The organism is Streptomyces sp. NPDC090032 (genome assembly GCF_044748025.1).
Classification (GTDB): domain Bacteria; phylum Actinomycetota; class Actinomycetes; order Streptomycetales; family Streptomycetaceae; genus Streptomyces.
Window position 1 is genome coordinate 12,614 of the sequence record NZ_JBIVFF010000023.1, and the last position, 24,028, is coordinate 36,641.

Below are 24,028 nucleotides of genomic sequence, written 5' to 3' on the forward strand. Positions count from 1 at the left end.
CCGACCGGGCGCGCCGAGCAGCGCGTCGAACATGCCGTCGTCCAGGGTCGTCCCGACCGACAGGTCCACGAGTTCACCGAAGCCCGCGTCACAGACGGCGACGCTCAGCACGTACCCCGCCCCGGCGGGGTACGTGCCGAACTGCCACTCGCCGCCCGGCACCCGGGTGCCGTCCGGTCTGGTCAGCCGGGGTTCCCCGTCGTCGAGCGAGAAGCCGAACTCGGTGAAGCGGAACCGCAGTCCCTGCCCCAGCGCCTTGCTGTACGCCTCCTTGAGCGTCCACAGCTGCACCATGGTGTCGTTGCGCACCCCGTCGTCGCCCTCGTCGAGGCGCGCCTTCTCGTAGGGCGTGCACGCCTGGCTCTCCGAGCCGGTGTACGCGAGCCGCCGGTCCGCCCGTTCCACGTCCACGCCGATACGGCCGCGCCGGGTGATCCCGACGACCATCATCTCCTCGGTGTGGCTCAGGCTGACGTCGATCTGGTCGCAGCCGCGGACGTACGGGCGCCCTCCCGGCTGGTAGGCGAGGTCCACCAGGTCGGGGGTGGTGCGCAGGACCGCCGCCGCCGAGTAGCGCAGCAGCAGCCTGGAGGCCGCGAACCGCTCGCGGGTGCGGGGTGGCTTGGCCAGGCTCTCGTAGCGCCGCCAGTCGCGGCCGAGGAGGCGGCGCAGCTCCCCCTCCGTCCCCTCGGCCGGCAGCCAGTCGGGCATCGACGCGTAGAGGACGACGCTTCCGGTGCGCCGCAGCTCACCGTGGATGTCGTCCCAGGGCGCGCCGGGTCCTGGCGCGGGCAACGGGCGTCCCACCCGTTCGCCCACCTCAGGCTCCGGGCAGGGCCGCGGCCAGCGGTCCGGCGTCGAGGGCGGAGATCACACCGGCCAGGTCGACGGCGTCGCTCGCCGGCCCCTGGCACACCGGGATGCAGGCGGGACCGCGCAGGCCGCCGCCCATCCGCCGCAGATAGGGCGTGAGGACGGCCTGCGGGCCGATCTCCACGACGTGGGTGGGCGCCTGCTGGGCGAGCAGGCTCCGCGCGGCGTCGGCGAACCGGACGGGGGCGGTGATCTGTTCGGCCCAGTACGGTGCGTAGAGCGGCTCGTTGGTGAGGCGGCCGTACACCGTCGAGTAGAACGGCACCTGGGCGGTGCCGCCGGGCATCTTGCGCAGGACGGCCTCGAACTTGGGGACCACGGGCGCCATCAGCGGCGAGTGGAAGGCGTGCGAGACGGCCAGGTGGCGGCAGCGGATGCCGCGCTCGGCGAGGCGGGCCTCGATGCGGTGCAGCGCGGTCCGGTCGCCGGAGAGCACGATCGCCTTGGCGGCGTTGATGGCGCTGATGCCCACGTCCGGTTCCGCCGAGACCAGTTCGGCGGCCTCGTACGGGGTGATGCAGACCGCCATCATGCCGCCGCCCGGCGGCAGGTACTGCATGAAGGCGCCGCGCATGGACACCAGCTTCGCGGCGTCGGCCAGCGTCAGCGCGCCGGCGATCGTGGCGGCGGCGAACTCCCCCACTCCGTGCCCCAGGACGGCCGCCGGGCGCACCCCCGCCTCCTCCAGCGTCCGGGCCAGGGCGTACTCGACGGCGAACAGGGCGGGCTGGGTGAGCGCGGTGCGGTGGATGCGCGGGTCGTCGGAAAGGATCAGCTCCACCATGGACTCCTTGGTCCACGGGCGTATCGCCGCGTCGGCCTCGTCCAGGAAGGTGCGGTACCCGGTGGAGTTCAGATAGAGACCGGAGGTCATCCCCGGGTGCTGGGAGCCCTGGCCCGTGAAGACGAACGCGGCCCTGACCTGGCCGGCGCCCCGGCCGGCGTCGCGCATCGCCAGCACGTATCCGAGCTGACGCACGGTGGGGAACGCCCAGATGTCCTCCGGTTCGATCAGCGAGCCGAACTCCTCCTCGATGTCTCCGTAGAGACTGAGGGCCGCCACCGAGTCGAGGCCTTCCTCGGTCAGCGGCACGGTGTCCTCCACCGGGTGACCGAGGTAGTGGGCGACCCTCTCGGTCAGCCATTCGCGGTGCGCGACAGCGAAGTCTTCCTGGGCGCCGGGGAATTGCTCCTGCATGGATGTGCTCCCTGTCGGGCGGGGGGGGTGGGGGGCGAGGTCAGGCGAGCGGCGAGGCGTAGAGGTCGTAGCTGCGGCGGTCGTGCAGCCGTGCGACGACCTCTTCGAGCACCAGCCGCTGCGCGGCGACGGGCCGGTCGGGCAGCGGCAGCCCGAGCCGTGCGACCAGCCGGTAGAGGACGGCCGTGACCCAGGCGGGGGCGGCGAGGAACGCGTCCGCCCGGCCGGCGGGCGCGGAGCGTTGTTCGCGCCACACGCCGAGGCAGGCCGCCGCCGCGAGGACCAGGGTGTACCGGTCGGCGAGGCCGAAGCTCTGCGGGCTGGACAGGGCCTCGCGGTCGCCCTCCGCGACGTTCTCGAACGCCTTCTTCAGCTCGGCGAGTTCACCGGTGAGGACCCGGGCGAGAAAGCGCAGGGCCGGGCCGCCCAGGCCGTCGCCGTCGTGCCGCGGCTCCGCCGCTTCGAGGAGGTCGGTGCAGGCGACCAGGGTCGCGGCGAGCGGGTCGCCGTCACCGAGCAGCACGGGCTGGGACAGGTCCAGCGGCGGCAGCTCCCGGTCCGGCCGGAACAGGTCCGGCGGCGGCTCGGGGTCGGCGAACCAGGCGTGCCGTGCGAAGTACGGGAGTTGAGGCAGGATGCTGACCTGCCGTCCGGCGCTGCCCGCGTGGCCCAGCGAGGTGACGGGCAGGTCGCGCCGCTGCTTCTGGAACATCGCGTACGCGCCGTCCTCGGCGAACGTCTCCTCCCCGAGCACCGATGACATCTCGTCCATGCTCTCGGCCACGAGCTTCGGGGCGAGGTAGGCGGCGGCCGCCGCGTAGGCGCTCATCTGCCGGGGCAGCAGATGCAGCGCCCGGGTCGCGACCAGGGCGAGGCAGTCGATGATCAGCAGGTCGAGGAAGCCGCCCGTGAGCACGTCCCGGACATGCCGCACGTCCAGGGACGAGCGGCCGTCCGCCCGGCTGCGGCCGGCGAACCGCGCGACGGTGCGCAGCGCGGTGTCGGCGCCCGCGAGGACGATGGACGGGATGAGACCGCGGATGAGCAGGGAGGAACGCAGCGAAAGCTCGTAGCCGGCGCCGACCTCCCCGAGGACGGCGCCGGTGGGCACGAGGCAGTCGGTGATCCGCAGTCCGCCGAACTCCGCGCTGCGCATGCCGGTCGTCGTGCGGCGGGCCAGGTTCTCCACGGAGCCGGCGGGCAGTTCGTCGCGGTCGAGCAGCAGGACGGTGTGGCTGCGCCCTCTGGCGGCTCCCTCGGTGCGGGCGAAGACGACCAGGCCGGTGGCGCGTGAGGCGTTGGCGATGGCGGACTTGCTGCCGTCGATGACCAGACCGTCGGGGACGATCGTGGCGGTGAACTCGTCGCGGACGAAGTCGTTCCCGTGGGCGACCTCGTGCCGGGCCACGGCGAGCCGTCTGCCGCTCAGGAGCAGCCGGGCGGCGAGGCGGCGCTGCGTGTCGTCGCCCGCCGTCCACACCGGGGTGGCGGCGAAGAAGCAGTTGAGTCCGTAGCCGAAACCGAGGGAGGCGTCCCGGCGGAACACCGGGCGCAGGAGCCGGCCGAGCAGGTCCATCCGCTCCAGCCTGCCCCCGACGTCCGCGGGCACGAACTCGGCGTTGAGGCCGAAGTCGTCGAGGACCTTCTCGGCCTCGGGCAGCACCGCGCCGGCCGCGTCGGCGGCGAGCAGGGCGGCCGCGCCGAGCGGGTTGCCGGGATCGTCGAGAGAGCCGAACGCCAGCTCCAGGGCATCGATCCGGTCCTCTGCCGTCGTCATCGCCGGCTCCCTGCCGCCATGAGCTGCTCGACCTCGGGTTCCATCCGCTGGTGCAGCGGGGTGAGTTCGCCGCGCAGGAAGAGCCGTCGCATGGCCGCCCGTTCCACCTTGCCGCTCGTGGTCCGGCGGACCGTGCCCGGCCTGACGAGCACGACACCGGCGGTCCGTACCTCGTACTCCTCGCTGATCCGCTGCTGGACGGCGGCCGCGAGCCCGGCGAGGTCGATGTCGTAGCGGCTGCCGGAGCGCAGTTCCTGGACGATGACGATCTGTTCCCTGACGCCGGGCAGCGCGAAGGCGGTGGCCGCGCCGAAGAGGCCGCTGACCTGCTGCGACGTGCGCTCCAGGTCCTGCGGGTAGAGATTGCGTCCGGCTATGACGATCATGTCCTTGAGCCGGCCGGTGACATGGAGCAGGCCGTCCTGGAGGGCACCGAGGTCGCCGGTACGCAGGTAGCCACTGCCGCCGCCGCGGATCCGGCAGTTGAACGCCGCGGCGGTCTCGGCCGGGCGGGCCCAGTAGCCGGGTCCGACGCTCTCGCCACGGACCCAGATCTCACCGATCCGGCCGTCCGGCACCTCGGCGCAGGTCTCCGGGTCCACGATCGTCACGTCGACGGAGGCGGGCGGGCCGCAGTGCGTGACGGTGCGGGCCGGGCCGACGGGGTCGGTCAGCCGGCCCTTCTCAAGGGCCGCGGCGTCGACGGCGCGCCCGGCCGGGGCCGTTCGCGCGCCCGAGACGATGAGGGTCGCCTCGGCCAGGCCGTAGCAGGGCGCAAGGGCCCCGGGGCGGAGCCCGGCGGGGGCGAACCGCTCGGCGAACGCGTCAAGCGTCGCGGCGTCTATGGGCTCGCCGCCGTTGACCGCGGTCTCCCAGCCGGACAGGTCGAGGCCCGCGAGCTGCGAGTCGTTGACGCGGCGCACGCACATCTCGTACGCGAAGTCGGGGGCGGCGCTGACGGTCAGGCCGTACCGCGAGACGGTCTCCAGCCAGTTCGCCGGACGCTTGACGAACGCGGTCGGGGTCAGCAGGACGGCGGTGCCGCCGAGCCACAGCGCGTGCAGCAACTGGCCGACGAGGCCCATGTCGTGGTGCAGCGGCAGCCAGCCGCCGAGCCGCGTGCCGGGGCGGGTGCCGAGTGCCTCCTGGATGGCCCGCTGGTTGGCGAGCAGGCTGCGGTGGGTGACGATCACGCCGCGCGGGTCGCGGGTCGAGCCGGAGGTGTACTGGAGGTAGGCGACCGTGTCGGGGTCCGGCGCGAAGGGCTCCCAGGGCCCGGCGGCGGCCGCCGCGGCGGGGCCGTCGGCCGGCAGACAGACGACGTCGCCGTGTCCGGTGCGGGCGAGCAGCTGGGAGACGTCGGCCGCTTCTGTGGTGGACGTGAGCACGCACGCCGCGGCGGCTTCCTTCAGGATGCCGGCGAAGCGGTCGTCGTGATGGCCGTGCCCGCCGGTCGGGGCGACGGGGACGGCGATCGCTCCCGAGTACAGGCAGGCGAGGAAGCTCGTGACGAACAGCGCGCGGGAGCGGTGTGCGATGAGCACCCGGTCCCCCGGGCCGACGTGCCGGCCGAGCACGGCCGCCAAGTGGCGTGCCCGGCTGTCCAGTTGGCCGTAGGTGATCGCCTCGGGCCGCAAGGTGCCCTCGTGCTCGGTGAGGAGGATCAACGCCTCCCGGTCCGGCGTCTTCGCCGCCTGGGCCTGGATGTGCTCCGTAAAGGTCTGGTGACCGCTCACGCCTCCCCCTCCCGTGCCGTGGCGCCGTCCCCGGGGACGGCCGACGGCCGGCTCTGCTGTCGGCGAGGCGGCGGTGTGCCCCTGGATGGGGCCTGCGCCTGGCCGGTGGATGTACGGCGAACCCGCGTTCACGGCGTGTCCCCGATGGCACGGGGGACGTGTCCGCCGCCCTTGACGGTCCAGCCCGCGTAAGCGGCCTTGGTCTCGTCGTCGGGCTCACCCGCGCGCCGCACGAGGGCGAGCAGCACGGCGGTCACGGCCGCCAGCTCGGCCTCGTCGGGCAGGCCGCGGACCACAGTGATACGCATCTGGTTCACCATGAGGACACTGTGCGCGCACCCGCTAGAAGCGTGCTCGCGCCCCGGACGCACCGGAGCCGAGGACCTGATGGCCCCCGGCTCCGGTGCGGGTGGAGTGCCGCTGGTGTCAGACGACGACGCGTTCGTACGCGACGTGCCGGCCCCGTGTCACCTCGACGTCCGCGGTGCGGCGCAGCTGCTCGGCCAGCGCACGGTGACCGCTGTCGGCCAGGGCCCGCTCGCAGTCCGCGGTGTCCCGCCACCACTGGATGGCCGTGTAGTTGTCGGGGCGCAGCGTCGAGCGCAGCAGATCGCCGCCGCCGAAGCCGCCGAGCCGCTCGAAGTGCTCATTGGTCTCGGCGAACAGCCGCTCGAACGAGGACGACGTGGCGCCCAAGGTCGTGGCCCGGGTCAGGATGACGTTCTCCGCTCCCACGACGGCGTCCTCCTTGAGCACCCGCTCCACGCTCACGGCCTGGTCCACCTCGGTGTTGACGAGCGGGCCGAGCTTCTTGACGTGGGTCTGGAAGGTGTCGTCGTGGACGGTGTCGAGGAAGCCCCGCATCGTCCGCCAGTGCCCGAGGTGGACGTACACGTCAGGGCGTTCGACGAGCTGGACGGTCACCAGGAAGTCGAAGCCCTCACGCCTGCGCAGGTACTGGGAGTGATCCCGGAACTCGTGCTCGAACCACGCGGGGTCGCCCTTGACCTCGAACCGGTTGACCACCGTGAGGGGTGTGTCCTGACTACGACTGTGCACGCGCTTCCTCCGCGAACTGCTTGGCATGACGCAAAGTGGTGGAGCTGTTGGTCCCGAGCGCCTTGCGCACCATGGCGCGGGCCTCGGCAAGCGTGGCGTCGGGGCCCAGCGCGGTGCGTACACCCCCCGGGTCCAGGGTCACGGTGTGCCACGACGTGGCCCGGACACTGCCGTCACCCAGCGGTTCGATCACCCAGCGTCCGGTGTGGCCGCTCATCGCGACCGGCACCCGCAGCTGCTTGTAGACGATGACCTTGCGGTCCTCGAAGCAGACGCGGACCGAGGTGGTGTTGTGCGTCGATCCGTCCGGGCTCGCGGTGTCCATGTCCATGTGCTGGATGCCGGCCTCGTCCTCGGTGAGGTCGAGGCGGGCCACGTGCGGCAGCCGCTGGGGCCACAGGTCGGCGCGGTCCAGGAAGGCGAAGACGTCGCCGGCCGCGCCGAAGACGGTCTCGGAGTCGCTGAACGTGAAGTGGAGTTCCTCACGCGCGTCGGCCAGCTCGGCGGTGTTCTTGAGGGCGAGGAGCTCGGCGCGGCTGTTGCCGTCGACGGCCCGCTCGATGAGTTCCTCGGCGGCCGGGTCGCCGTCCACGGCACGGTAGTCGTGCAGCAGCGTGACCCGGGTGGTGCCGTCCTCCAGCTCCTGGACGCGCCACTCGCCGCCCATCTCGGCGACGGGGGCGGCCGTGACCACCTGGCGGAAGGTGATGGTGCGGGCCGCCGGGTCGAGGACCCGGCGTGAGGTCCAGGTGCGCACCTTGTCGCCGGCGACGGCCCAGATGCGCAGGAGCTGTTCACCGCCTCCGACGGGGGCCTCCTCGAGCACCTCTACGTGCACGGTGGGGCCGAACACCTGCGGCCACTCGGCGACATCGGCCACCAGCGCGTACACGGCGGCGGGAGACGCGGCCACGGTGATGGAGTGCTCCGTGACATGGAGCGCTGCGGTCTCGGACGTGGTGGTGGTCGGCGCCACGGCAAATTCCCTTCGGACTGTCCGCTTGCAGGCGGATCACAAGGTTGGCATGGGGTGATCGAGCGGAACTGGAGAACCGGTGGACCCGTCGTCAACTACCGGGCCCAGTCGGGTCGTTCGAGGATGTCGAGCACGGCGCAGCCCCAGCTGTATCCGGCGCCGACACTGATCAGGACGACCCGGTCGCCGGGCGCCGCGCGCCCGGAGACGGTCAGATGGTCGAGGCCGGCGAACTGGTCGCCCGCGCCGAGGTGCCCGACCGTGCGGCTGTAGTCCCAGGTGGTGCGGGCGGGGTCGATGCCGAACGGCTTGTAGTAGATGGACGTCAGGCGCCGTTTGCCGAAGTGCGGCAGTACCACCCAGTCGGCTTCGGCGAGTTCGGAGCCGGCGTCGGCCAACGCCTGCTTGATCACCGTCTGCTGGCCGCTGTGGGCCCGGGAGATCGCGTACGACATTCCGGCGCGGCCGACGAAGGCACGCTTGGCCGCCTCGAAGTCGACGGGGATGCGGTGGCCGAACGGTGCCTTGGTGAAGGGGTCGTCGCCGCGGTGCAGCGGCTCCAGGTCGGGGTCCGCGTGCAGCGCGAGCGAGACGAGGCGGGCATAGCCGCCGCGCCGGGAGAGCACCAGCGAGGTGGCGCCGTCCGCGTAGGGCGTTCCGGGGTCGGTGTTCCAGCGGTCGATGCCCGGGGCGCAGAAGCGGTCGGCGGTGGTGATGAGGGCGTCGCTGTGGCCGTGGCCTGCGGTGAGGTAGGCGCTCGCCAGGTCGAGGGCGGCGAGCCCGCCGTTGGACATCTGCCGTATCTCGACGGCCTGGCAGGTGTTGCCGAGTGCCTCGCGCTGGATGTACGAGGCGACCGGCCAGAGGTCCTGGCCCTGGTGGTAGGTGTCCGCGTGCAGCAGGAGGTCCACGTCGCCGCCCTGCGTGCCGGCCCGGCTCAGAGCGGTGTGTGCGGCGGCCGCGGCCATCTCGGCAGCCGACTCGTCGGGCGAGTGGGCCACCGACTCCATGCCGGTGGCCGCGGCCGTCCGGGGCGGGCAGGCCCCGGAGGCGACGGCGTCGGCGATCGTGATGCGGGTGGGAAGCCGTGTGGAGGTCCCCCGTATGTAGACGTCTTCCAGACGCACAGTCTCTCCAAGGAAGGTCAGGGGCGGGTCGGTTCGACCGAGGCCATGACGCGGTGGGCGGGCGCGTCCGGGGCCCGGCCCGGCGGGTCGTCGAGCAGGACGTAGTGGACGGCGTCGAGCAGCGCGTGCCAGCTGGCCGCGGTCGTGTTCGCGCCGACGCCGACGGTGCCCCAGCGGCGGCTGCCGGCCTGGTAGGAGATGAGGACGCGGGCGTCGGCGCTGCTGCCGGTCTCGCCGCTGAGCACGCGGACCCGGTAGTCGACCAGCTCCAGCCGGGACAGGGCCGGGAAGCAGGGGTCGAGGGCGGCGTGCAGCGCGGTGTCCAGAGCGTTGACCGGACCGTTGCCGTGTCCGGTCGCGGTGATGGCCCGGCCCTGGACGGACAGGCGCACGGTGGCCTCGGTGCGGACCTCGTCGTCCTGCGCGCCGGGGGCACCGGGGGCACTGGGGTCGCCGTGGCGGCCATGGACGCCGTGGACACTCACGGACCACGACTCGACCTCGAACGGCTGGGGCCGCGGGGCGCCCGTCAGCTCCTCGCGCAGCAGCAGTTCGAACGAGGCGTCGGCGGACTCGAAGCTGTAGCCGGAGTTCTCCAGTTCCTTGACGCGGGTCGCGGCGCGGGCCACTTCGTCGGACCCCGCCTCGACGTCGTACCCCAGCTCGCGCGCCTTGAGCTCGATGGAGGAGCGGCCGCCCATGTCGGAGACGAGCGTGCGCATCGCGTTGCCGACCAGCGCCGGGCGGGTGTGCTGGTAGAGGTCGGGGTCTACCCGCAGGGCCGAGGCGTGCAGTCCGGCCTTGTGCGTGAAGGCCGATTCGCCGATGTAGGGCGCGGCTCCGCTGCCGGGCAGTTCGGTCAGTTCGGCGATGGCCCGGCCGGTCGCGGCCAGGCCCGCCAGCCGCTCGAGCGGGACGACCTCGCGGCCGCGCTTGAGCACGAGGTTGGCGATGACGGTGAACAGGTCGGCGTTGCCGCACCGTTCGCCGTAGCCGTGGGCAGTGCCCTGGGCCTGGACGGCGCCGGCGTCGACGGCGGCCATGGTGTTGGCGACGGCGCATCCGGTGTCGTTGTGGCAGTGGATGCCGAGCTGTACGCCGGTCAGGGCGCGGGTCTCGGCGACGACGGCCGCCACCTCGTCGGGCAGGGAGCCGCCGTTGGTGTCGCACAGGACGACGGTCTCCGCGCCGGCCTCGGCCGCGGTGCGTACGACGGCGAGGGCGTACTCGCGGTTGAGCTGATAGCCGTCGAAGTAGTGCTCCGCGTCGACGAAGACCCGCCGCCCCGCGTGCACCAGGTGGCGCACCGTGCCGCCGATCATGGAGAGGTTCTCGGCGAGGGTGGTGCGCAGCGCGTCGCGCACATGGCCCGTGTGGCTCTTGGCGACGAGGGTCACCACGGGGGTCTCGGCCGCGAGCAGGGCTCGTACCTGCGGGTCGACGGATGCCGGGACGCCGGCCCTGCGGGTGGCTCCGAACGCGGCCAGCACGGCGTGCTTCAGGTCGAGTTCGGTGCGGGCCCGGCGGAAGAACTCGGTGTCCCTCGGTACGGCCCCGGGCCAGCCGCCCTCGATGAAGCCGACCCCGAGTCCGTCGAGCTCACGTGCGACGGCGAGCTTTTCCTCGACCGTCAGCACCATGCCTTCCTGCTGGGCGCCGTCGCGCAGGGTCGTGTCGTAGAGCTGGAAGCTCTGCTCGGCCATCGCCCCTCCCTTGTCCTGTATGCGCCGGTTGATACCGGCCTCCGGATGGTGACCCCACCGTCCGGCGGCGGACCGGAGAACGGCTGGAGCGGTGATGGACCGTGGGCCGACGATCGTCAGCGGAGGTCCGCCGGAGTGCGGCCGAAGCGCGGGGCCGCCGCGGCGGGGCCGCTGCCGCGCGCCTGGTGGTGCGGATGCGAGGCGGCCTCGGCGGCGCTCAGGACCGGCGTCACACACGCCTCGGTTCCCTCGAAGCGCCGCTCCCAGTGGTCGCGGCTCCCGCCGACGAAGCGGCTCGCGAACTCCCTTCGCAGAGCCGGCCAGTTGCGCGGGTCGTCGCGGTCGGGCAGCGCCTCCGCGTCGAGTCCGAGGCCGTGGAGCAGCGCCGCGTAGAAGCGCTCCTCCAGGGCGCCGACCGCTACGTATCCGCCGTCGGCGCACGCGTAGCAGGTGTAGAACGGGGCGCCGCCGTCGAGCAGGTTCGTGCCGCGCTCATGCCGCCACTGGCCCGCCGACCGCATGCCGACGAGCATGCCGAGCATGGCACCGACGCCGTCCACGATCGCCGCGTCGACAACCCGTCCTGCGCCGGTCGACCCGCGTTCGTACAGGGCCGCGAGGACACCGGCGAGCAGGAACATGGAGCCGCCTGCGAAGTCCCCCAGGAAGTTCACCGGGACGACGGGCGGGCCGCCGGACTCGCCGATCGCGTACAGGGCGCCGGTCAGGGCGAGGTAGTTGATGTCGTGTCCGGGGGCCGCGGCGAGCGGCCCGTCCTGGCCCCATCCCGTCATCCGGGCGTACACCAGCGCCGGGTTGCGCTCCAGGCACACCTCGGGCCCGATGCCGAGCCGCTCCGCCACGCCCGGCCTGAAGCCCTCGACCAGGACGTCGGAGCTCTCCAGAAGACTCAGGAGCTCCTCGACGTCGTCCGGGCTCTTCAGGTCCAGGGCGATATGGTGCCGGCCCCGGTCGAGTTCCTGGTGCCATGCTTCGAAGGAGCGCCGTCCGTCGGCCCGGTCGACCCGGATCACCTCGGCGCCGAGATCGGCAAGGATCATGCAGGCGAAGGGCACCGGCCCGATCGCCGCCAGTTCGACCACCCGCAGCCCGCTCAGCGGGCCGGTCCCGCGGGACGGCCCCTCACTTGTCGCTATGCCCATGCCGTGAGGCTAGGGAGGCGCGCCCGAACGCCTCTCGCGCCCGGCTGGAGCACGGGCGGCGCCGACTCCACCTGTGCCCGAGCGCGCGCTGGCAGCGTGCTCCAAGAACTGCTGTCTGTCCGGTTCTTCATGAGGAAACTCCCCCAGGAGGAAGGATTCACTGTGACCACCAGTGCCACGGAGCGGGGCGCCGCAGAGGCGGAGACCAAACCCTTTCCCTATGCGCGGCAGTGCCCGTTCACGCCCCCGAAGGAGTACGGGGAGATCGTCGAGAAGGACGTCTCCCAGGTCACGCTCAGGGGATCCGGCCTGCGGATATGGACGGTCGCCGGTTACGAGACCATCCGCCGCCTGCTCACCGACCCGCGGGTCAGCGCGTCCCGCAAGCACGACAACTTCCCCTTCTACTTCATCGCTCCGCCGGAGTACCGCACCGAGACGTCGTTCATCGGATACGACGGCAAGGAGCACAGTGACACCCGGCGCAAGGCCGCTCTGACGTTCACCAGCCGGCAGGTGCGGCGGCTGCGGCCGCGCATCGAGGAGATCGTCGACGACCACCTCGACAAGCTCCTCGCGATGACGCCGGTCGTGGACTTCCACCACGCGTTCTCGCTGTCGGTGCCCATGACGGTCATCTGCGAACTCCTCGGGATCCCGCAGGACCGGCACGAGTTCTTCATCAAGCACGGCACGGCGCTGCTCGGCGGCCACAGCTCCACGGAGGAGCGGCAGGCGGCCATCGTCGAGGTGAACGAGTACGTCAACGACCTCATCCAGCTGAAGAAGCGCGAGCCCGGCGAGGATCTGCTGAGCCGCGCGATGGCCGACTACGAGGCGTCCGGCGAGGAGTACACCGACCGCGATCTGTTCAACATGGTGCGGCTGCTGATGAACGGCGGCCACGAGACGACCGCCAGCCAGATCTCGCTCGGTACCGCCTGCCTCCTGGAGAACCCCGACCAGCTGCAACTCCTGCTCTCCGACCCCTCGTTGGTCAAGCCGGCCGTCGAGGAGCTGGTGCGGTACGCCACGATCGGTGACACGGCGGTGCCCCGGGTCGCCCTGGAGGACATCGAGATCGGCGGCCAGGTCATCCGCAAGGGCGACGGCATCCTCTGCCTCGGCCTCGCGGCCAACCGTGACCCGGAGGTCTTCCCCGAGCCGGAGAAGCTCGACATCACCCGCGGCAGCCGCAAGCACCTCGGTTTCGGGCACGGCGTGCACCACTGCATCGGCGCGGACCTCGCCCGCCTGGAGCTGGAGATCGTGTGGAGCAAGCTGTTCCAGCGCATCCCCACCCTCGAACTCGCCAAGCCCTTCCTGGAGATACCCCGCAAGGAAGGGGCCGTGATCTACGGGCTGTGGGAGCTGCCCGTGAAGTGGTGAGTCCGGCAAAAAAGCGCCTGGGCCGCCGACCGCGAAAGCGGTCGGCGGCCCAGGCGCATTGCCCCCTCTACCGCTTGCGGACCGGGACGAAGAGCGCGGCGACGAACCCCGCGACGGCGAACAGCGCGGCGCCGGTGAGGGCCAGACCGTAGCCGGCGGCCCTGGCGTCGACGGCGCCAGCGCCGGCCCCGGTCCGGGCGTCGATGCGGGCCGCGGCCAGCGCGGCCAGGGTCACCAGGCCGACGGCGCTGCCGAGTTGGCGGGTGGTGTTGAGGAGCCCGGACGCCAGGCCGGCCTGGTCGGGGGCGAGCCCGGCGGTGGCGGCGTTCGTCGTGGCGTTGAGCACCGCGCCCATTCCCGATCCGAGGAGGACACAGGGCCCGAGCACGTCGCCGAGGTAGTCGGCGCCCGCGTCCACGGACGACAGCCAGAACAGGGCACCCGCGGCGAGGGCGAGTCCGCCGAGCAGGATCGGGCGCGGGCCGATCCTCGGCACGAGGGGCGCGATCCCCCAGCCGCCCAGGGCCATGCCGACGGAGAGCGGGAGGTAGCTGAGCCCGGTGTGCAACGGGCTGTAGCCGAGGACCTGTTGGAGGACCAGCGTGAAGAAGTAGAAGGTGCTGAAGAGGGCGGCGATGCCGAAGAAGGCCACCAGGTTGGCGGCGGCGACCGACCGGTTCCGGAAGATGCCGAGCGGCACCAGGGGGTGCCGGGCGAACCTCGCCTGGATCACCAGGAACGCGGCGATCAGGAGTGCCCCGGCCAGCAGCGGGCCAAGGACCCGTGGCGACCCCCAGCCGTGTGCGGCGTACTGGGAGACACCGTAGACGGTGGACATCAGGCCGAGGGTGACGGTCACCGCGCCGGGCAGGTCGAGGCCGCTGCCCTTCGTGCCCGTCCGGCGGGGGCGGGTCTCGGGGACCACCCAGCGGACGGTGGCGAACAGCACGAGGCCGATCGGGACGTTCACCAGGAAGATCCAGCGCCAGGAGAACCACTCGATGATCACTCCGCCGGCCAGCACACCGATCGCGCCCGCGGCTCCGGAGACTGCGCTCCACCAGCCGAACGCCCTTGCGCGGGCGGCCGGTTCGGTGAACGTCGTGCCGAGCACGGTGAGGGTGGCGGGCGCCATGACCGCGGCGCCGAGCCCCTGGAAGGCGCGGGCGAGGACCAGGGTGAGCGGGGCGTCCGCGGCTCCCCCGACGAGGCTGGCCAGCGTGAACAGGGCGACCCCGCACGCGAAGATCCGGCGCTGGCCGAACAGGTCGGCGAGCCGCCCGCCGAGCAGCAGGAAGCCGCAGACGACCACCGTGTAGGCGTTGTTCACGAGTTGCAGGTTGTGCTGGGTGAAGTGCAGGTCGGCGGAGATGACGGGCAGGGCCACGTTCACCACCGAGGCGTCCAGGACGTTCATGAACTGGCCCAGGCAGCAGGCGGCCAGCACGAGGGAGAGCCGGTGGCCCGCGCTCCCCCTGCCGGGCTCGGCGGCCGTCTCCCGGGTCCCTTCGGTCACAGTCATGCCAGGCACGCTGCGCCGGACCGGTCGACCGGCGGTAGCGATCCGGTCGAGCCCGCGCGGGCGGTCGAGAGTTCCTCCACCGCGATTGCAGGGCCTCTCGCCACAGTCCGTTGCGGTACCTCCGCACGGATGGCCGATATTCCCCTAGGAGAGCTCACCATGGCCAAGATCACCTACAAGCATCCGAACGGCACCGTCACCATCCTCGACGTCGAGGCGCCCAACACGGTCATGCGCGCGGCGAAGCTCAACAACGTCGACGGCATCGAGGCCCAGTGCGGCGGCTCCGCGCAGTGCGGCACCTGCCATGTGTTCGTCGACGCGGAGAGTTCCGTGCCGCTGCCCGGGATGGACCCCGTCGAGGACGACGTGCTGTACGGAACGGCGTGCGAGCGCACCGAGTTCAGCAGGCTCAGCTGCCAGCTGCCGGTCTCCGAGGACCTGGACGGCCTGGTGGTCCACCTGCCCGAGGCGCAGAGCTGATGGCCTCGCACTCGGTGGTGATCGCCGGCGCGGGCCAGGCCGGCCTCGAAACAGCGGCGGCCCTGCGCGGCCGTGGCTACAAGGGCCGGATCACGCTCGTCGGGGACGAGCCGTCCGGCCCCTGCGACCGCCCGCCCCTGTCGAAGGGCTATCTGGCCGGCACGGTCCCGGCCGCGGACATCGCGCTGCGCCCGCCGTCGTTCTACGCCGCGCAGGACATCGAGCTGCTGTCGGGCGACCGGGTCGCCTCGGTCGACCGGGAGCGGCGCACGGCCTTGCTGGAGTCCGGGCTGCGCCTGCCGTACGGCGCGCTGGTCCTGGCGACCGGCTGCCGCCCGCGCACGCTGCCCGTGCCCGGCACCTCGCTCACCGGGGTCCTCACCCTGCGCGGCCTGGCCGACGCGGAGGACCTGCGGCTGCGGCTCAGCGGCCCGCCGCGCAGCGTCGTCGTGGTCGGCGCCGGGTTCATCGGTCTGGAGGTGGCGGCCACCGCGCGTGGCCTCGGCCACGACGTGACCGTGGTCGAGGCCCAGCCGAGGGCGCTGGCCCGCGCGCTGACGCCGCAGATGTCGGCCCGGGTCGTGGCCGAGCACCGCGCCCAGGGGGTGCGGGTGCTGCTCGGCCGCGAGGTGTCCGCGTTCTGCGGCGACGCGGAGGGCCGGGTCCAGGTCATGGAGCTGGGGGACGGTGAGCGGATCGCCGCCGATCTCGTCGTGGTCGGTGTCGGTGTCCTGCCCAACACCCGCCTCGCGCTCAGCGCGGACCTGGTCGTCGGCGACGGCATCGTCGTGGACGAGCGGCTGCGGACCGAGGACCCGGACATCTACGCGGTCGGTGACTGCGCCCGCTTCCCCAGCCCGCACGCCGGTCGGCACATCCGGCTCGAGTCCGTCCAGAACGCCACCGACCAGGCGCGCTGCGTGGCCGCCGCGATCTGTGGCGAGCCGTACGCGTACACCGCCGTGCCCTGGTTCTGGTCGGAGCAGTACGCGATGCGGCTCCAGATGGCCGGTCTGACGGCCGCCCACGACGAGACGGTGACCGTCGGCGACCCGGACGGCGGGCGGTTCTCCGTCCTCTGTTTCCGCTCCGGGCGGCTGATCGGTGCCGAGTCCATGAACCGTCCGGCGGACCACGGCATCGCCCGCCGGCTGCTGACCACCGGCACGCGTCTGACACCCGAGACGGCCCGGGAGCCGGGCTTCGACCTCAAGAAGCTCCCCCGTACGCCTGCCGTGCCGGCCGGCACACCGGCCGTGTCCGTCCCCGCCTGACCGCCCTCTCCTGCTTCCTGCTTTCTTACTTCCTGCTCCTGCGAGTACGGCGAAGGGGGCGTCCGTGGTGCGGACGCCCCCTTCGCCGTGCGCGAGCGATCAGCTCTCCGGGCCGAGCAGCACCTCGGAGTAGTTCTTGCGGGCGGCGGTGTCGTACTGGAGCGCCACGTGGCTCGTCGCCGACGTGATGTCCCGCCAGAAGCGCTGGAGTTCGTGCCCCTCACCGAGGCCGCCGGTGCCGGCGGCGCCGACCAGCAGGGTCACGGCCTCGCGGAGCATCTCGGCGGCGAACGGGGCGTTCCGCTCGTTGCGCGCCATGCGCTCGGGGGTGAACTGCCGCCGGTCCAGGACCTGAGCGCTCTCCTCGACGAGGTGACGTGCGGCGTCGATCCTGCCGGAGGCGCGTACGACGGTGAGCTCGGCGGTGTGGTTGCGCCGGCGCCCGGTGATCGATCCCGTACAGGCGGCGAGCGCGCCGGTGGCGGCGCCGACGACGGGGGCGATGAAGGTGAGTCCGCCCACCGCCTGGAAGGGCACGTTGTGGGCGGGCAGGCCGGAGGTGCCGTTGCGGCCGGAGAGCATGTCGGCGCGGTCGAGGGTCAGATGCGCCGGTACGAACACGTCGTCGACCACGACGGTGTGGCTGCCGGTGGCCCGCATCCCCACGCTGTCCCAGGTCTCGCGCACCGTGTACGCGCCGCGTGGCAGCGTGAAGAAGCGCAGCTGCGGCGGGCCCTCACCGCCCGCGACCGCCGCGCAGACCATCACCCAGTCGGCGAAGTCGACGGCGCTGACGTAGGCCCACTCGCCGGTGACCCGCCAGCCGCCGTCGGCCGGCCTGGCCCGCCCGGCGGGCATCAGACCGGTCGCCACGAACGTGTCGGGCCCCGCGCCCCACAGCTCCTGGTGACCCTGCTCGGGCAGGTGCGAGGCGAAGCGCGCCGAGTACGCGGCGAGCGAGGCACACCACGCGGAGGCGGCGCAGCCCTCGCCGACGGAGATGACGGCCCGCGTCAGGTCTTCGAACGAGCCTTCCGTGCCGCCGAATCGCGCGGCCACGAAATGCCGGGCGAACCCGGCCTCCCGTATCGCCTCGGTGACCTCGCGGGACAGGCTGCGGCCCGCGTCCGCGTCGGCCGCGTGGCGGGCCGCGAGCAGGCGGAGCCGGTCGGCGGCGGGGACGAGCCCGGCGGCGGGAGCGGCCGGGGCGGCGTCGGGAGCGGCGATCACGCCGACGTCGACGCTCACGATCCGGACCCGTTCGCGACGGCGCGGGCGAAGAGTTCGAGCGTCTCACCGGGGCTCGGCCCGTCGAGCGCCTTGAAGATCCGCTCGGCGCCCGGACCGTGCTGGTCCAGCTTGACGTGGGCAAGGGAGACGCGGGTGTGTCCCGCGTCGACGGCCTCGAAGTCGACCTCGATCTGGCTGGCGCCCTCGTCGGTGGGGAGGGACTGCCAGTTGGGGTCGATCCGCCAGGTCATGACGACGCGGCGGCCCGGCTCCCACTCCAGCACGCGGCCCCAGGCGATCTCGGTGCCCTCCACGTCCCACTCGTAGTAGCGCCCGCCCACCTCGCCTTCGAAGGCGAGGCCGGCCCGCTCCTTGCGCACCAGGACGTGGCTCGGCGGCCACCAGTCCGCCGGGCGCTCGGTGAAGACCTTGAAGCACTCGCCGGGCGTCGCCGCCACGGTCACCGACTTCCTGACGTCGGGCAGGGTCTGCGTCTGCTCGGGCACGGGGCCTCCTCGCTCCGGCCAGGTATCCGCCCGGCCACGGCATCTGTTGCGCCCAAGCTGACGGGCCCCGCTAGGCCCCGTGTCGAGTGCGGCTCGAACAGCCGTACTCCAGCCCGGCTCCACCCCGGTGCGAGAAACCCGCAAGGCGACGGGCCCACCGTCGAGCCGACGTGGACCGGATCGACACGAGCGAACCGACATGAGCGATACCGGCATGAGCGATGGGGAGAGCACGATGACAGACACGGGACGACGAGTTGCCTTCGTCACCGGGGCGACCAGCGGCATCGGCCTGGCCGTGACCCAGCTGCTGGCCCGGCAGGGCGTCGCGGTGTTCGGTGTGGCGCGTGACGCGGAGAACGTCGCCGCCATGGTCAAGGAAGAGCGCGAGCTGGGCCACGAGGTGGCCGGCACGGTGTGCGACGTGACGTCCCTGACGCAGATCCAGGAGGCTGTGCGGGCCGCCGTGGCCGAGTACGGCCGCATCGACATCCTCGTCAACAACGCGGGCCGCGGCGGTGGCGGCGTGACCGCGGAGCTGGCCGACTCGCTCTGGGACGACGTGATCGAGACCAACCTGAACGGCACCTTCCGTGTCACCCGGGAGGTACTCAGCACGGGCCTGATGCGCGAAGGGTCCTGGGGACGGATCATCAACATCGCCTCCACCGGCGGCAAGCAGGGCGTCGAGCTCGCCGCGCCCTACTCCGCCTCCAAGCACGGCGTGATCGGCTTCACCAAGGCCGTCGGCAAGGAACTCGCCGCGACCGGTATCACCGTGAACGCCGTCTGCCCCGGATACGTCGAGACGCCCATGGCCCAGCGCGTGCGGCAGGGCTACGCGGGCCACTACGGGGTCAGCGAGCAGGAGATCCAGGAGAAGTTCAACGCGAAGATCCCGCTCGGCCGTTACTCCACTCCCGAAGAGGTCGCCGGGCTCGTCGGCTACCTCGCGTCGGACCCGGCCGGATCCATCACCGCCCAGGCGATGAACGTCTGCGGTGGGCTCGGCAACTACTGATGACCGGCCCTGATCGACGAGCGGAAGAACGATCAGAAGAACGATCACAAAGACGAGCAGAAAAGGAGTGTCTGACGTGACTGCTGTGACCGCCGGCGCGCTGCTGGCCGAACCCGACGCGCCCGCGTTCCGGGCCGCCATGGCCCGGTTCCCGACGGGCGTCACCCTGCTCACCCAGGGAAGCGGCGACGAGACCGTCGTGATGACGCTCAACACCCTGACCTCGGTCTCGCTCGACCCGCTGCTGATCCTCGTGTCCGTCAAGGCCTCCGGCCGGATGCGCCCGCGGATCGCGAGCTCGGGCAGCTTCGCCGTGAACGTGCTCGGCGCGGCGCAGCTGGATCTGGCGCTGGAGTTCTGCCGGCCCGACCGGCCGGAGGGCAGCGCCGCGATGCTGCGCCTCGGTGCCGAGGAGGGCGTCACCGGCAACGCCGTGGTGCCCACCGCGGAGACGTACGTCGAGTGCGTGCTGGACGCGCAGTACACGGCCGGCGACCACACGCTGCTGATCGGCCGGGTCGTCGCCCTGTCCGGCGGCTCCGCGTCCCCGGACCCGCTCCTGTTCCACCAGGGCAAGTTCGGCCGCATGTCGTCCGGCGAGCAGCGGGGGGCGGCCGCGTGACGGCGACAACGGCGGCCTCGGTGGCGGCGCCGGGCACCCTGCACCAGGTCGCCGACGGGGTGTACGCCTTCGTCCAGCCGGAGGGCGGCTGGTGCCTGAACAACGCCGGTCTCGTCGCCGGCGGCGGCCAGGCGGTCCTGGTCGACACGGCGGCGACCGAATCCCGCACGCGTCGGCTGCGGGAGGAGGTGGAGCGCGTCGTGCCGGGCGGCCCGGACTACGTCGTGAACACCCACTTCCACGGCGACCACACCTTCGGCAACGGGCAGTTCACGCCGCGTGCGGCCGTCGTGGCGCACGCGGGCACGCGGTCCGACACACAGGAGGCGGGCCTCGGCCTGCGCCATCTGTGGCCGGACGTCGAGTGGGGCGAGACCCCGCTGACCCTGCCCACGCTCACCTTCCGGGACGAACTGACCCTGCACGCGGACGGCGGTCTGCGTACCGAGCTGCTCCACGTGGGCCCCGCCCACACCGCGAACGACGTGATCGCGTGGGTGCCGGAGCGCGGCGTGCTGTTCACCGGCGACGTGGTGTGGTCGGGGGTGACCCCGTACCTCCTGATGGGCTCGGTCACCGGCTCGCTGCGGGCCCTGGAGCGCATGCGCGCGCTCGGTGCCTCCGTGGTCGTCCCCGGGCACGGTCCCGTCGGCGGCCCCGAGCTCCTCGACGCGACGGAGGCATACGTCCGCTTTCTCCAGGACCTCGCACGGGACGGCCTGCGGCGCGGCGTGGGACCGCTCCAGGCGGCGCGGGACGCGGACCTCGGCGCGTTCGCCGGGCTCCTGGACTCCGAGCGCCTCGTCGGAAACCTGCATCGCGCGTACGCCGAACTCGAGGGCCTGGAACCGGGCGCCCGTATCGATGTCGCCGCGTCCTTCAAGGAGATGGTCGCCTACCACGGCGCCCTGCCCTCCTGCCACGCCTGACCCCACAGCCCGAAGGCTCACAGCCCGGAAGCTCACACCCCGGAGGCCGAAACCCCGAACCGACGAAACCGCCGTACTGAAAGGAGTCGTCGATGGAGACGATTCTGCTGGACCGCGAGACGCACGTGACCCCACCCACGCACCTGGAGCTCCACGGGGTGCCGTGCCGGATACCTCTGCTGCTGGCCGGGGACCTCGACGACGACGGGAGCGAACCGCACATCTGCCGGAGCATCGACTGAGCGGCCGCGCAGGACGCATCACCGGCCGCCGCATGGCTGAGGGGCCCCTCCACAGGGGCCCCTCAGCCATGCGCCCGATCTCCGCGTACAGGCCGGTCAGGAAGCCGCGGGAGCGGCAGGGCTGTCGCGGTGGATGACACGGGAGCGCGTCAGCAGCCGGCCGTCGCGGCGTACGAGCACGTCGTCGACGGTGAACGTCGGCTGGAAGGACACCTTCCCCTCGCGGTCGGTCTGGGTGACCAGCGTGTAGTACGAGACCCGCACAGTGTTCTCATCCTGCGGGTCGGCCTCTATGAGGAGGTGGCCGAACCAATGCCGTACGGCGATGTCCTTGTAGCGCGGCAGGTTGGCGCGCATCCCGGCGATCATCTCCACCCGGCCGCTCTGGCGCTGACCGCCCGCGTGGACGACCTCCCCGTCGTCGGTGAAGGTGTCGGCGAAACCCTCGATGTCCAGGGCGTCGACCCGTCGCATCTGCTGGGCGTAGAACGTCTGCACCTCGGCATACAGGTCACCCGTGACCTGCTGACGGAGGGTCCCGACGGACTGAGACATGGCGAACTCCCTTCGCGGCGGCCCTTCCGGCCGCCCGTCGTCGGCAGCAGCCTGCCGGGCGCGGCTGCAGCGGCGCTGGAGAGGCACTCGCGGTGACCGGCCGGCGCCCCTGGCCAGCACGACGGGTGCAATGGCAGGATCGCCCGCATGTCCAAGGCCCTCCCCCGTGTCAGCAGGCGCCGCGCCCTGGAGGGCTCGGCCGCCGCCCTCGTGGTCCTCGGGCTGCTCCTGTGGTGGCTGCTGCCGCTGGACGACGGGACGCCGGGGGGCAGCGTGACCTTCAGTACGGGCCAGCGGACCGGGGTGTACGAGCGCTACGGCAAGCTCCTCAAGACGGCGCTCGGCCACGACCTGCCCCGCCTCGATGTGCGCCTGACGAACAGCGAGGGCTCCCAGGAGAACGTCGAACGGGTCGCCACGGGGAAGGCCGATTTCACGGTCGCGGCCGCCGACGCCGTGGAGAAGTACAAGCTGCAGGGCGGCGCCGGAGGGGACCGGCTGCGCGGCTGCGCCCGCCTGTACGACGACTACGTGCAGCTGGTCGTGCCCCGCTCGTCGTCGATCAGGTCGGTCCAGGATCTGCGCGGCCGCAAGGTCGCCGTGGGCGGCAGGGGCTCCGGGGTGCGGCTCATCGCGGAGCGCGTGTCCAAGGCCGCCGGGCTCGACCTGGAGAAGGACATGAAGCCGGTCTCCACGGGGATAGACGGCATGCCCCAGGCGCTCAAGGACGGCGACATCGACGCGTTCTTCTGGTCGGGCGGCCTGCCGACGAACCATGTGCGCACGCTGTCGGAGAACTACCCCATCCGTCTCGTCGAGCTCGGCGACCTCGTCGACGCGCTCCACAAGCAGGGCGGCGCGTCCCGCTACTACCGGGCCGCCGTGATGCCCCCGGACGCCTATCCGGACGCACAGCAGGGTGTCTCCGTCCCCACGCTGGCCGTGGCGAATCTGCTGGTCACCACGGACCGGACGGACCCCCGCCTCACGGAGGCGCTGACGCGCACGGTGATAGACAGCCGCGACCACATCGGCGCGCAGGTGCACGCGGCGCAGCTCGTGGACCTGCGGACGGCGCTCTACACGGATCCGCTGGCCCTGCACGAGGGCGCCCGCCGCTACTACCGCTCGGTGAAGCCCTAGGTCCGGTGAAGCCATGGGGCCGGACAAGCCATGGGCCCCGTCAAGCCTCAGGCCCGGTGAAGCCTTGAGGCCCCCTGACGCGCCGCGTCAGCCTTCCCGGTGGGTCCGGGGCACCGCGACCGTCACGCACAGCCCGTGCGGCTCGTGAGGGGCGAACGTGAGGGAGCCGCCGCCCGCCGCGAGCAGCGCGCGAGAGATGGACAGGCCGAGGCCCGAGCCCTTGACGTTCTGGTGGCCCGCGCTGCGCCAGAACCGGTCGCCGACGCGCGCGAGTTCGTCCTCGCGAAGGCCCGGCCCCCGGTCCGCGACGACGATCTCGGTGGACTCTCCGTTACGGGCGACGCGGACCTTCACCTCCTCGCCGGAGGGGGTGAACTTCAGGGCGTTGTCGATCACCGCGTCCAGGGCGCTCGACAGCGTCACGGGGTCCGCCCAGCCGGTGACCGCGGGGCAGTCCTCGGCCAGCCGTACGCCCTTGTCGTCGGCGACCGGCCGCCAGGCGCCCACGCGTTCCCTCACCAGCTCGCCGATGTCCGTGAGCCGCAGGTCCGCCTCGGTGTGTTCGGCCAGAGCCAGGTCCAGCAGGTCGTCGAGGACCGAGGCGAGCCGCTTGCCCTCCGTGCGCACGGAGGCGATCTCCTCGTTCCCCTCGGGCAGTTCGAAGGCCAGGAGCTCGATGCGCAGGAGCAGGGCGGCGAGTGGATTACGCAGTTGGTGCGAGGCGTCGGCGACGAAGGCGCGCTGCTGCTCCAGGACGTCCTCGACGTTGTCGGCCATCTCGTTGAACGACCGGGCCAGGCGCCGGAGTTCCGGCGGTCCGCCGGCCGAGGCGACGCGGGACTTCAGGCGTCCGGTGGCGATGTCGTGCGTGGTCGCATCGAGGACGCGCACGGGCCGCAGGACCCAGCCCGTCAGGCGCAGGGCCGCGCCGACGGCCAGGAGCATCGCCGCCGCCTCGCCCGCCGCGATGAGCAGCCACCCCTGAAGCGTCTTGGAGCGCATCTTGCCGGTGGGCGAGTCGGTGACGACGACCGCGACGACGTCACCGTCGCTGATGACCGGTGACGCGACGACGAGCCGGCCGTGCCTCCAGGGCCACACCTGCTGCGGGTCGTGGCTGCCGCGCGAGAACAGGGCCTCGTCGAAGGCCTTGCGCACGTCCCCGTCGCGGGGCAGCTGCCAGTCGTCCGGGGCGCGCCCCATGGGGTCGCTGTTGCGGTAGAAGACGCCCGCGCGGATCCCGTACACCTCGTAGTAGCGCGTGAGTTCGTTCTGGAGGGTCTGCTGGCGCTCGTCCGTGACGCGCACGCGGGAGCCCGTCGAGCGCTTGGTGACGAACTGGGCCAGTGCGGCAAAGCGTGCCGTGTCGTCGATGCGGTCGACGACGACCTTCTGCTGCTGGGCGGCGGCCACGCTCGCGGCGAGCGGGAAACCGAGCGCGAGCAGCACGCCCGCCATGAGGACGATGAGCAGCGGGAGGAGTCGAGCGCGCACCCGCGG

At 72.3% G+C, this 24,028-nt stretch carries 22 protein-coding genes and 1 pseudogene; 8 read left to right on the forward strand and 15 right to left on the reverse strand.

What is annotated here, in order from left to right; genetic code table 11:
* Nucleotides 1-111 precede the first annotated feature (111 nt).
* The 10 genes and pseudogenes from ACIPWY_RS37960 to ACIPWY_RS38005 form a co-directional block, all read right to left on the reverse strand.
* Nucleotides 112-711, reverse strand: a pseudogene (locus ACIPWY_RS37960) (4'-phosphopantetheinyl transferase family protein); the annotation flags it as partial.
* A gap of 109 nt (nucleotides 712-820) precedes the next feature.
* A complete protein-coding gene (locus tag ACIPWY_RS37965) occupies nucleotides 821-2,071 on the reverse strand; it encodes an acyltransferase domain-containing protein (RefSeq protein WP_362909312.1) in 1,251 nt (416 codons plus the stop codon).
* A 40-nt stretch (nucleotides 2,072-2,111) separates the two neighbouring features.
* Nucleotides 2,112-3,848 carry an acyl-CoA dehydrogenase gene (locus ACIPWY_RS37970; RefSeq protein WP_393703605.1) on the reverse strand — a complete coding sequence of 579 codons (1,737 nt, stop codon included), beginning with the start codon at nucleotides 3,846-3,848 and terminating at the stop codon, nucleotides 2,112-2,114.
* Nucleotides 3,845-5,584 carry a fatty acyl-AMP ligase gene (locus ACIPWY_RS37975; RefSeq protein WP_362909308.1) on the reverse strand — a complete coding sequence of 580 codons (1,740 nt, stop codon included), beginning with the start codon at nucleotides 5,582-5,584 and terminating at the stop codon, nucleotides 3,845-3,847. The genes ACIPWY_RS37970 and ACIPWY_RS37975 overlap by 4 nt, the downstream gene beginning before the upstream one ends.
* A gap of 128 nt (nucleotides 5,585-5,712) precedes the next feature.
* A complete protein-coding gene (locus ACIPWY_RS37980) occupies nucleotides 5,713-5,892 on the reverse strand; it encodes an acyl-CoA carboxylase subunit epsilon (protein WP_326710801.1) in 180 nt (59 codons plus the stop codon).
* A gap of 118 nt (nucleotides 5,893-6,010) precedes the next feature.
* The gene (locus ACIPWY_RS37985) at nucleotides 6,011-6,643 is read right to left on the reverse strand and encodes an antibiotic biosynthesis monooxygenase (protein WP_362909306.1); all 633 of its coding nucleotides are present in this window, start codon (nucleotides 6,641-6,643) and stop codon (nucleotides 6,011-6,013) included.
* Nucleotides 6,630-7,619, reverse strand: coding sequence for an aromatase/cyclase (locus ACIPWY_RS37990; protein WP_362909304.1), 990 nt, complete (start codon nucleotides 7,617-7,619; stop codon nucleotides 6,630-6,632). Before ACIPWY_RS37990 ends, ACIPWY_RS37985 begins: the two co-directional genes overlap by 14 nt.
* Before the next feature lie 95 nt (nucleotides 7,620-7,714).
* Nucleotides 7,715-8,746 (reverse strand): ketoacyl-ACP synthase III family protein, encoded by a 1,032-nt coding sequence (locus tag ACIPWY_RS37995; RefSeq protein WP_362909302.1) that lies wholly within the window; start codon nucleotides 8,744-8,746, stop codon nucleotides 7,715-7,717.
* 17 nt (nucleotides 8,747-8,763) lie between these two features.
* Complete coding sequence (gene cimA, locus ACIPWY_RS38000) at nucleotides 8,764-10,449, reverse strand: citramalate synthase (protein ID WP_401536851.1); 1,686 nt, start codon at nucleotides 10,447-10,449, stop codon at nucleotides 8,764-8,766.
* A 116-nt stretch (nucleotides 10,450-10,565) separates the two neighbouring features.
* Entirely contained in the window at nucleotides 10,566-11,612 is a 1,047-nt protein-coding gene (locus ACIPWY_RS38005; RefSeq protein WP_401536853.1) for a CaiB/BaiF CoA transferase family protein, read from the reverse strand.
* A gap of 162 nt (nucleotides 11,613-11,774) precedes the next feature.
* Here ACIPWY_RS38005 and ACIPWY_RS38010 point away from each other — a divergent pair, with 162 nt between their 5' ends.
* Nucleotides 11,775-13,001, forward strand: coding sequence for a cytochrome P450 (locus ACIPWY_RS38010; protein WP_362909296.1), 1,227 nt, complete (start codon nucleotides 11,775-11,777; stop codon nucleotides 12,999-13,001).
* Between the two features lie 67 nt (nucleotides 13,002-13,068).
* On the opposite strand, the gene ACIPWY_RS38015 is transcribed toward ACIPWY_RS38010, so the two are convergent.
* Nucleotides 13,069-14,523 carry an MFS transporter gene (locus tag ACIPWY_RS38015; RefSeq protein WP_401536855.1) on the reverse strand — a complete coding sequence of 485 codons (1,455 nt, stop codon included), beginning with the start codon at nucleotides 14,521-14,523 and terminating at the stop codon, nucleotides 13,069-13,071.
* A gap of 159 nt (nucleotides 14,524-14,682) precedes the next feature.
* Here ACIPWY_RS38015 and ACIPWY_RS38020 point away from each other — a divergent pair, with 159 nt between their 5' ends.
* Complete coding sequence (locus tag ACIPWY_RS38020) at nucleotides 14,683-15,006, forward strand: 2Fe-2S iron-sulfur cluster-binding protein (protein ID WP_362909292.1); 324 nt, start codon at nucleotides 14,683-14,685, stop codon at nucleotides 15,004-15,006.
* Nucleotides 15,006-16,280 (forward strand): FAD-dependent oxidoreductase, encoded by a 1,275-nt coding sequence (locus tag ACIPWY_RS38025; protein ID WP_362909291.1) that lies wholly within the window; start codon nucleotides 15,006-15,008, stop codon nucleotides 16,278-16,280. The genes ACIPWY_RS38020 and ACIPWY_RS38025 overlap by 1 nt, the downstream gene beginning before the upstream one ends.
* 99 nt (nucleotides 16,281-16,379) lie before the next feature.
* On the opposite strand, the gene ACIPWY_RS38030 is transcribed toward ACIPWY_RS38025, so the two are convergent.
* Nucleotides 16,380-17,528, reverse strand: a complete 1,149-nt coding sequence (locus ACIPWY_RS38030) for a hydrolase (protein WP_362909289.1) — start codon at nucleotides 17,526-17,528, stop codon at nucleotides 16,380-16,382.
* The gene (locus tag ACIPWY_RS38035; RefSeq protein ID WP_362909287.1) at nucleotides 17,525-18,016 is read right to left on the reverse strand and encodes an SRPBCC domain-containing protein; all 492 of its coding nucleotides are present in this window, start codon (nucleotides 18,014-18,016) and stop codon (nucleotides 17,525-17,527) included. The genes ACIPWY_RS38030 and ACIPWY_RS38035 overlap by 4 nt, the downstream gene beginning before the upstream one ends.
* Nucleotides 18,017-18,251: 235 nt before the next feature.
* Here ACIPWY_RS38035 and ACIPWY_RS38040 point away from each other — a divergent pair, with 235 nt between their 5' ends.
* The 4 genes from ACIPWY_RS38040 (at nucleotide 18,252) to ACIPWY_RS38055 (ending at nucleotide 20,830) form a co-directional block, all read left to right on the forward strand.
* Nucleotides 18,252-19,037, forward strand: a complete 786-nt coding sequence (locus ACIPWY_RS38040; protein WP_362909285.1) for an SDR family NAD(P)-dependent oxidoreductase — start codon at nucleotides 18,252-18,254, stop codon at nucleotides 19,035-19,037.
* A gap of 76 nt (nucleotides 19,038-19,113) precedes the next feature.
* Nucleotides 19,114-19,659: a flavin reductase family protein gene (locus tag ACIPWY_RS38045; protein ID WP_389551277.1), complete on the forward strand. Its 546-nt coding sequence runs from the start codon at nucleotides 19,114-19,116 to the stop codon at nucleotides 19,657-19,659.
* The gene (locus ACIPWY_RS38050; protein ID WP_401536859.1) at nucleotides 19,656-20,588 is read left to right on the forward strand and encodes an MBL fold metallo-hydrolase; all 933 of its coding nucleotides are present in this window, start codon (nucleotides 19,656-19,658) and stop codon (nucleotides 20,586-20,588) included. The genes ACIPWY_RS38045 and ACIPWY_RS38050 overlap by 4 nt, the downstream gene beginning before the upstream one ends.
* Nucleotides 20,589-20,680: 92 nt before the next feature.
* Nucleotides 20,681-20,830 carry a hypothetical protein gene (locus tag ACIPWY_RS38055; protein WP_362909279.1) on the forward strand — a complete coding sequence of 50 codons (150 nt, stop codon included), beginning with the start codon at nucleotides 20,681-20,683 and terminating at the stop codon, nucleotides 20,828-20,830.
* Between the two features lie 96 nt (nucleotides 20,831-20,926).
* Here the strand turns inward: ACIPWY_RS38055 and ACIPWY_RS38060 are convergent, their stop codons facing one another.
* Nucleotides 20,927-21,385 carry a nuclear transport factor 2 family protein gene (locus ACIPWY_RS38060; RefSeq protein WP_362909277.1) on the reverse strand — a complete coding sequence of 153 codons (459 nt, stop codon included), beginning with the start codon at nucleotides 21,383-21,385 and terminating at the stop codon, nucleotides 20,927-20,929.
* A 147-nt stretch (nucleotides 21,386-21,532) separates the two neighbouring features.
* Here ACIPWY_RS38060 and ACIPWY_RS38065 point away from each other — a divergent pair, with 147 nt between their 5' ends.
* On the forward strand, nucleotides 21,533-22,528 hold the full coding sequence (locus ACIPWY_RS38065; protein WP_362909276.1) for a TAXI family TRAP transporter solute-binding subunit: 996 nt from the start codon (nucleotides 21,533-21,535) through the stop codon (nucleotides 22,526-22,528).
* Nucleotides 22,529-22,615: 87 nt separating this feature from the next.
* Here the strand turns inward: ACIPWY_RS38065 and ACIPWY_RS38070 are convergent, their stop codons facing one another.
* The gene (locus ACIPWY_RS38070; RefSeq protein ID WP_393703627.1) at nucleotides 22,616-24,022 is read right to left on the reverse strand and encodes a sensor histidine kinase; all 1,407 of its coding nucleotides are present in this window, start codon (nucleotides 24,020-24,022) and stop codon (nucleotides 22,616-22,618) included.
* Between the last annotated feature and the right edge of the window lie 6 nt (nucleotides 24,023-24,028).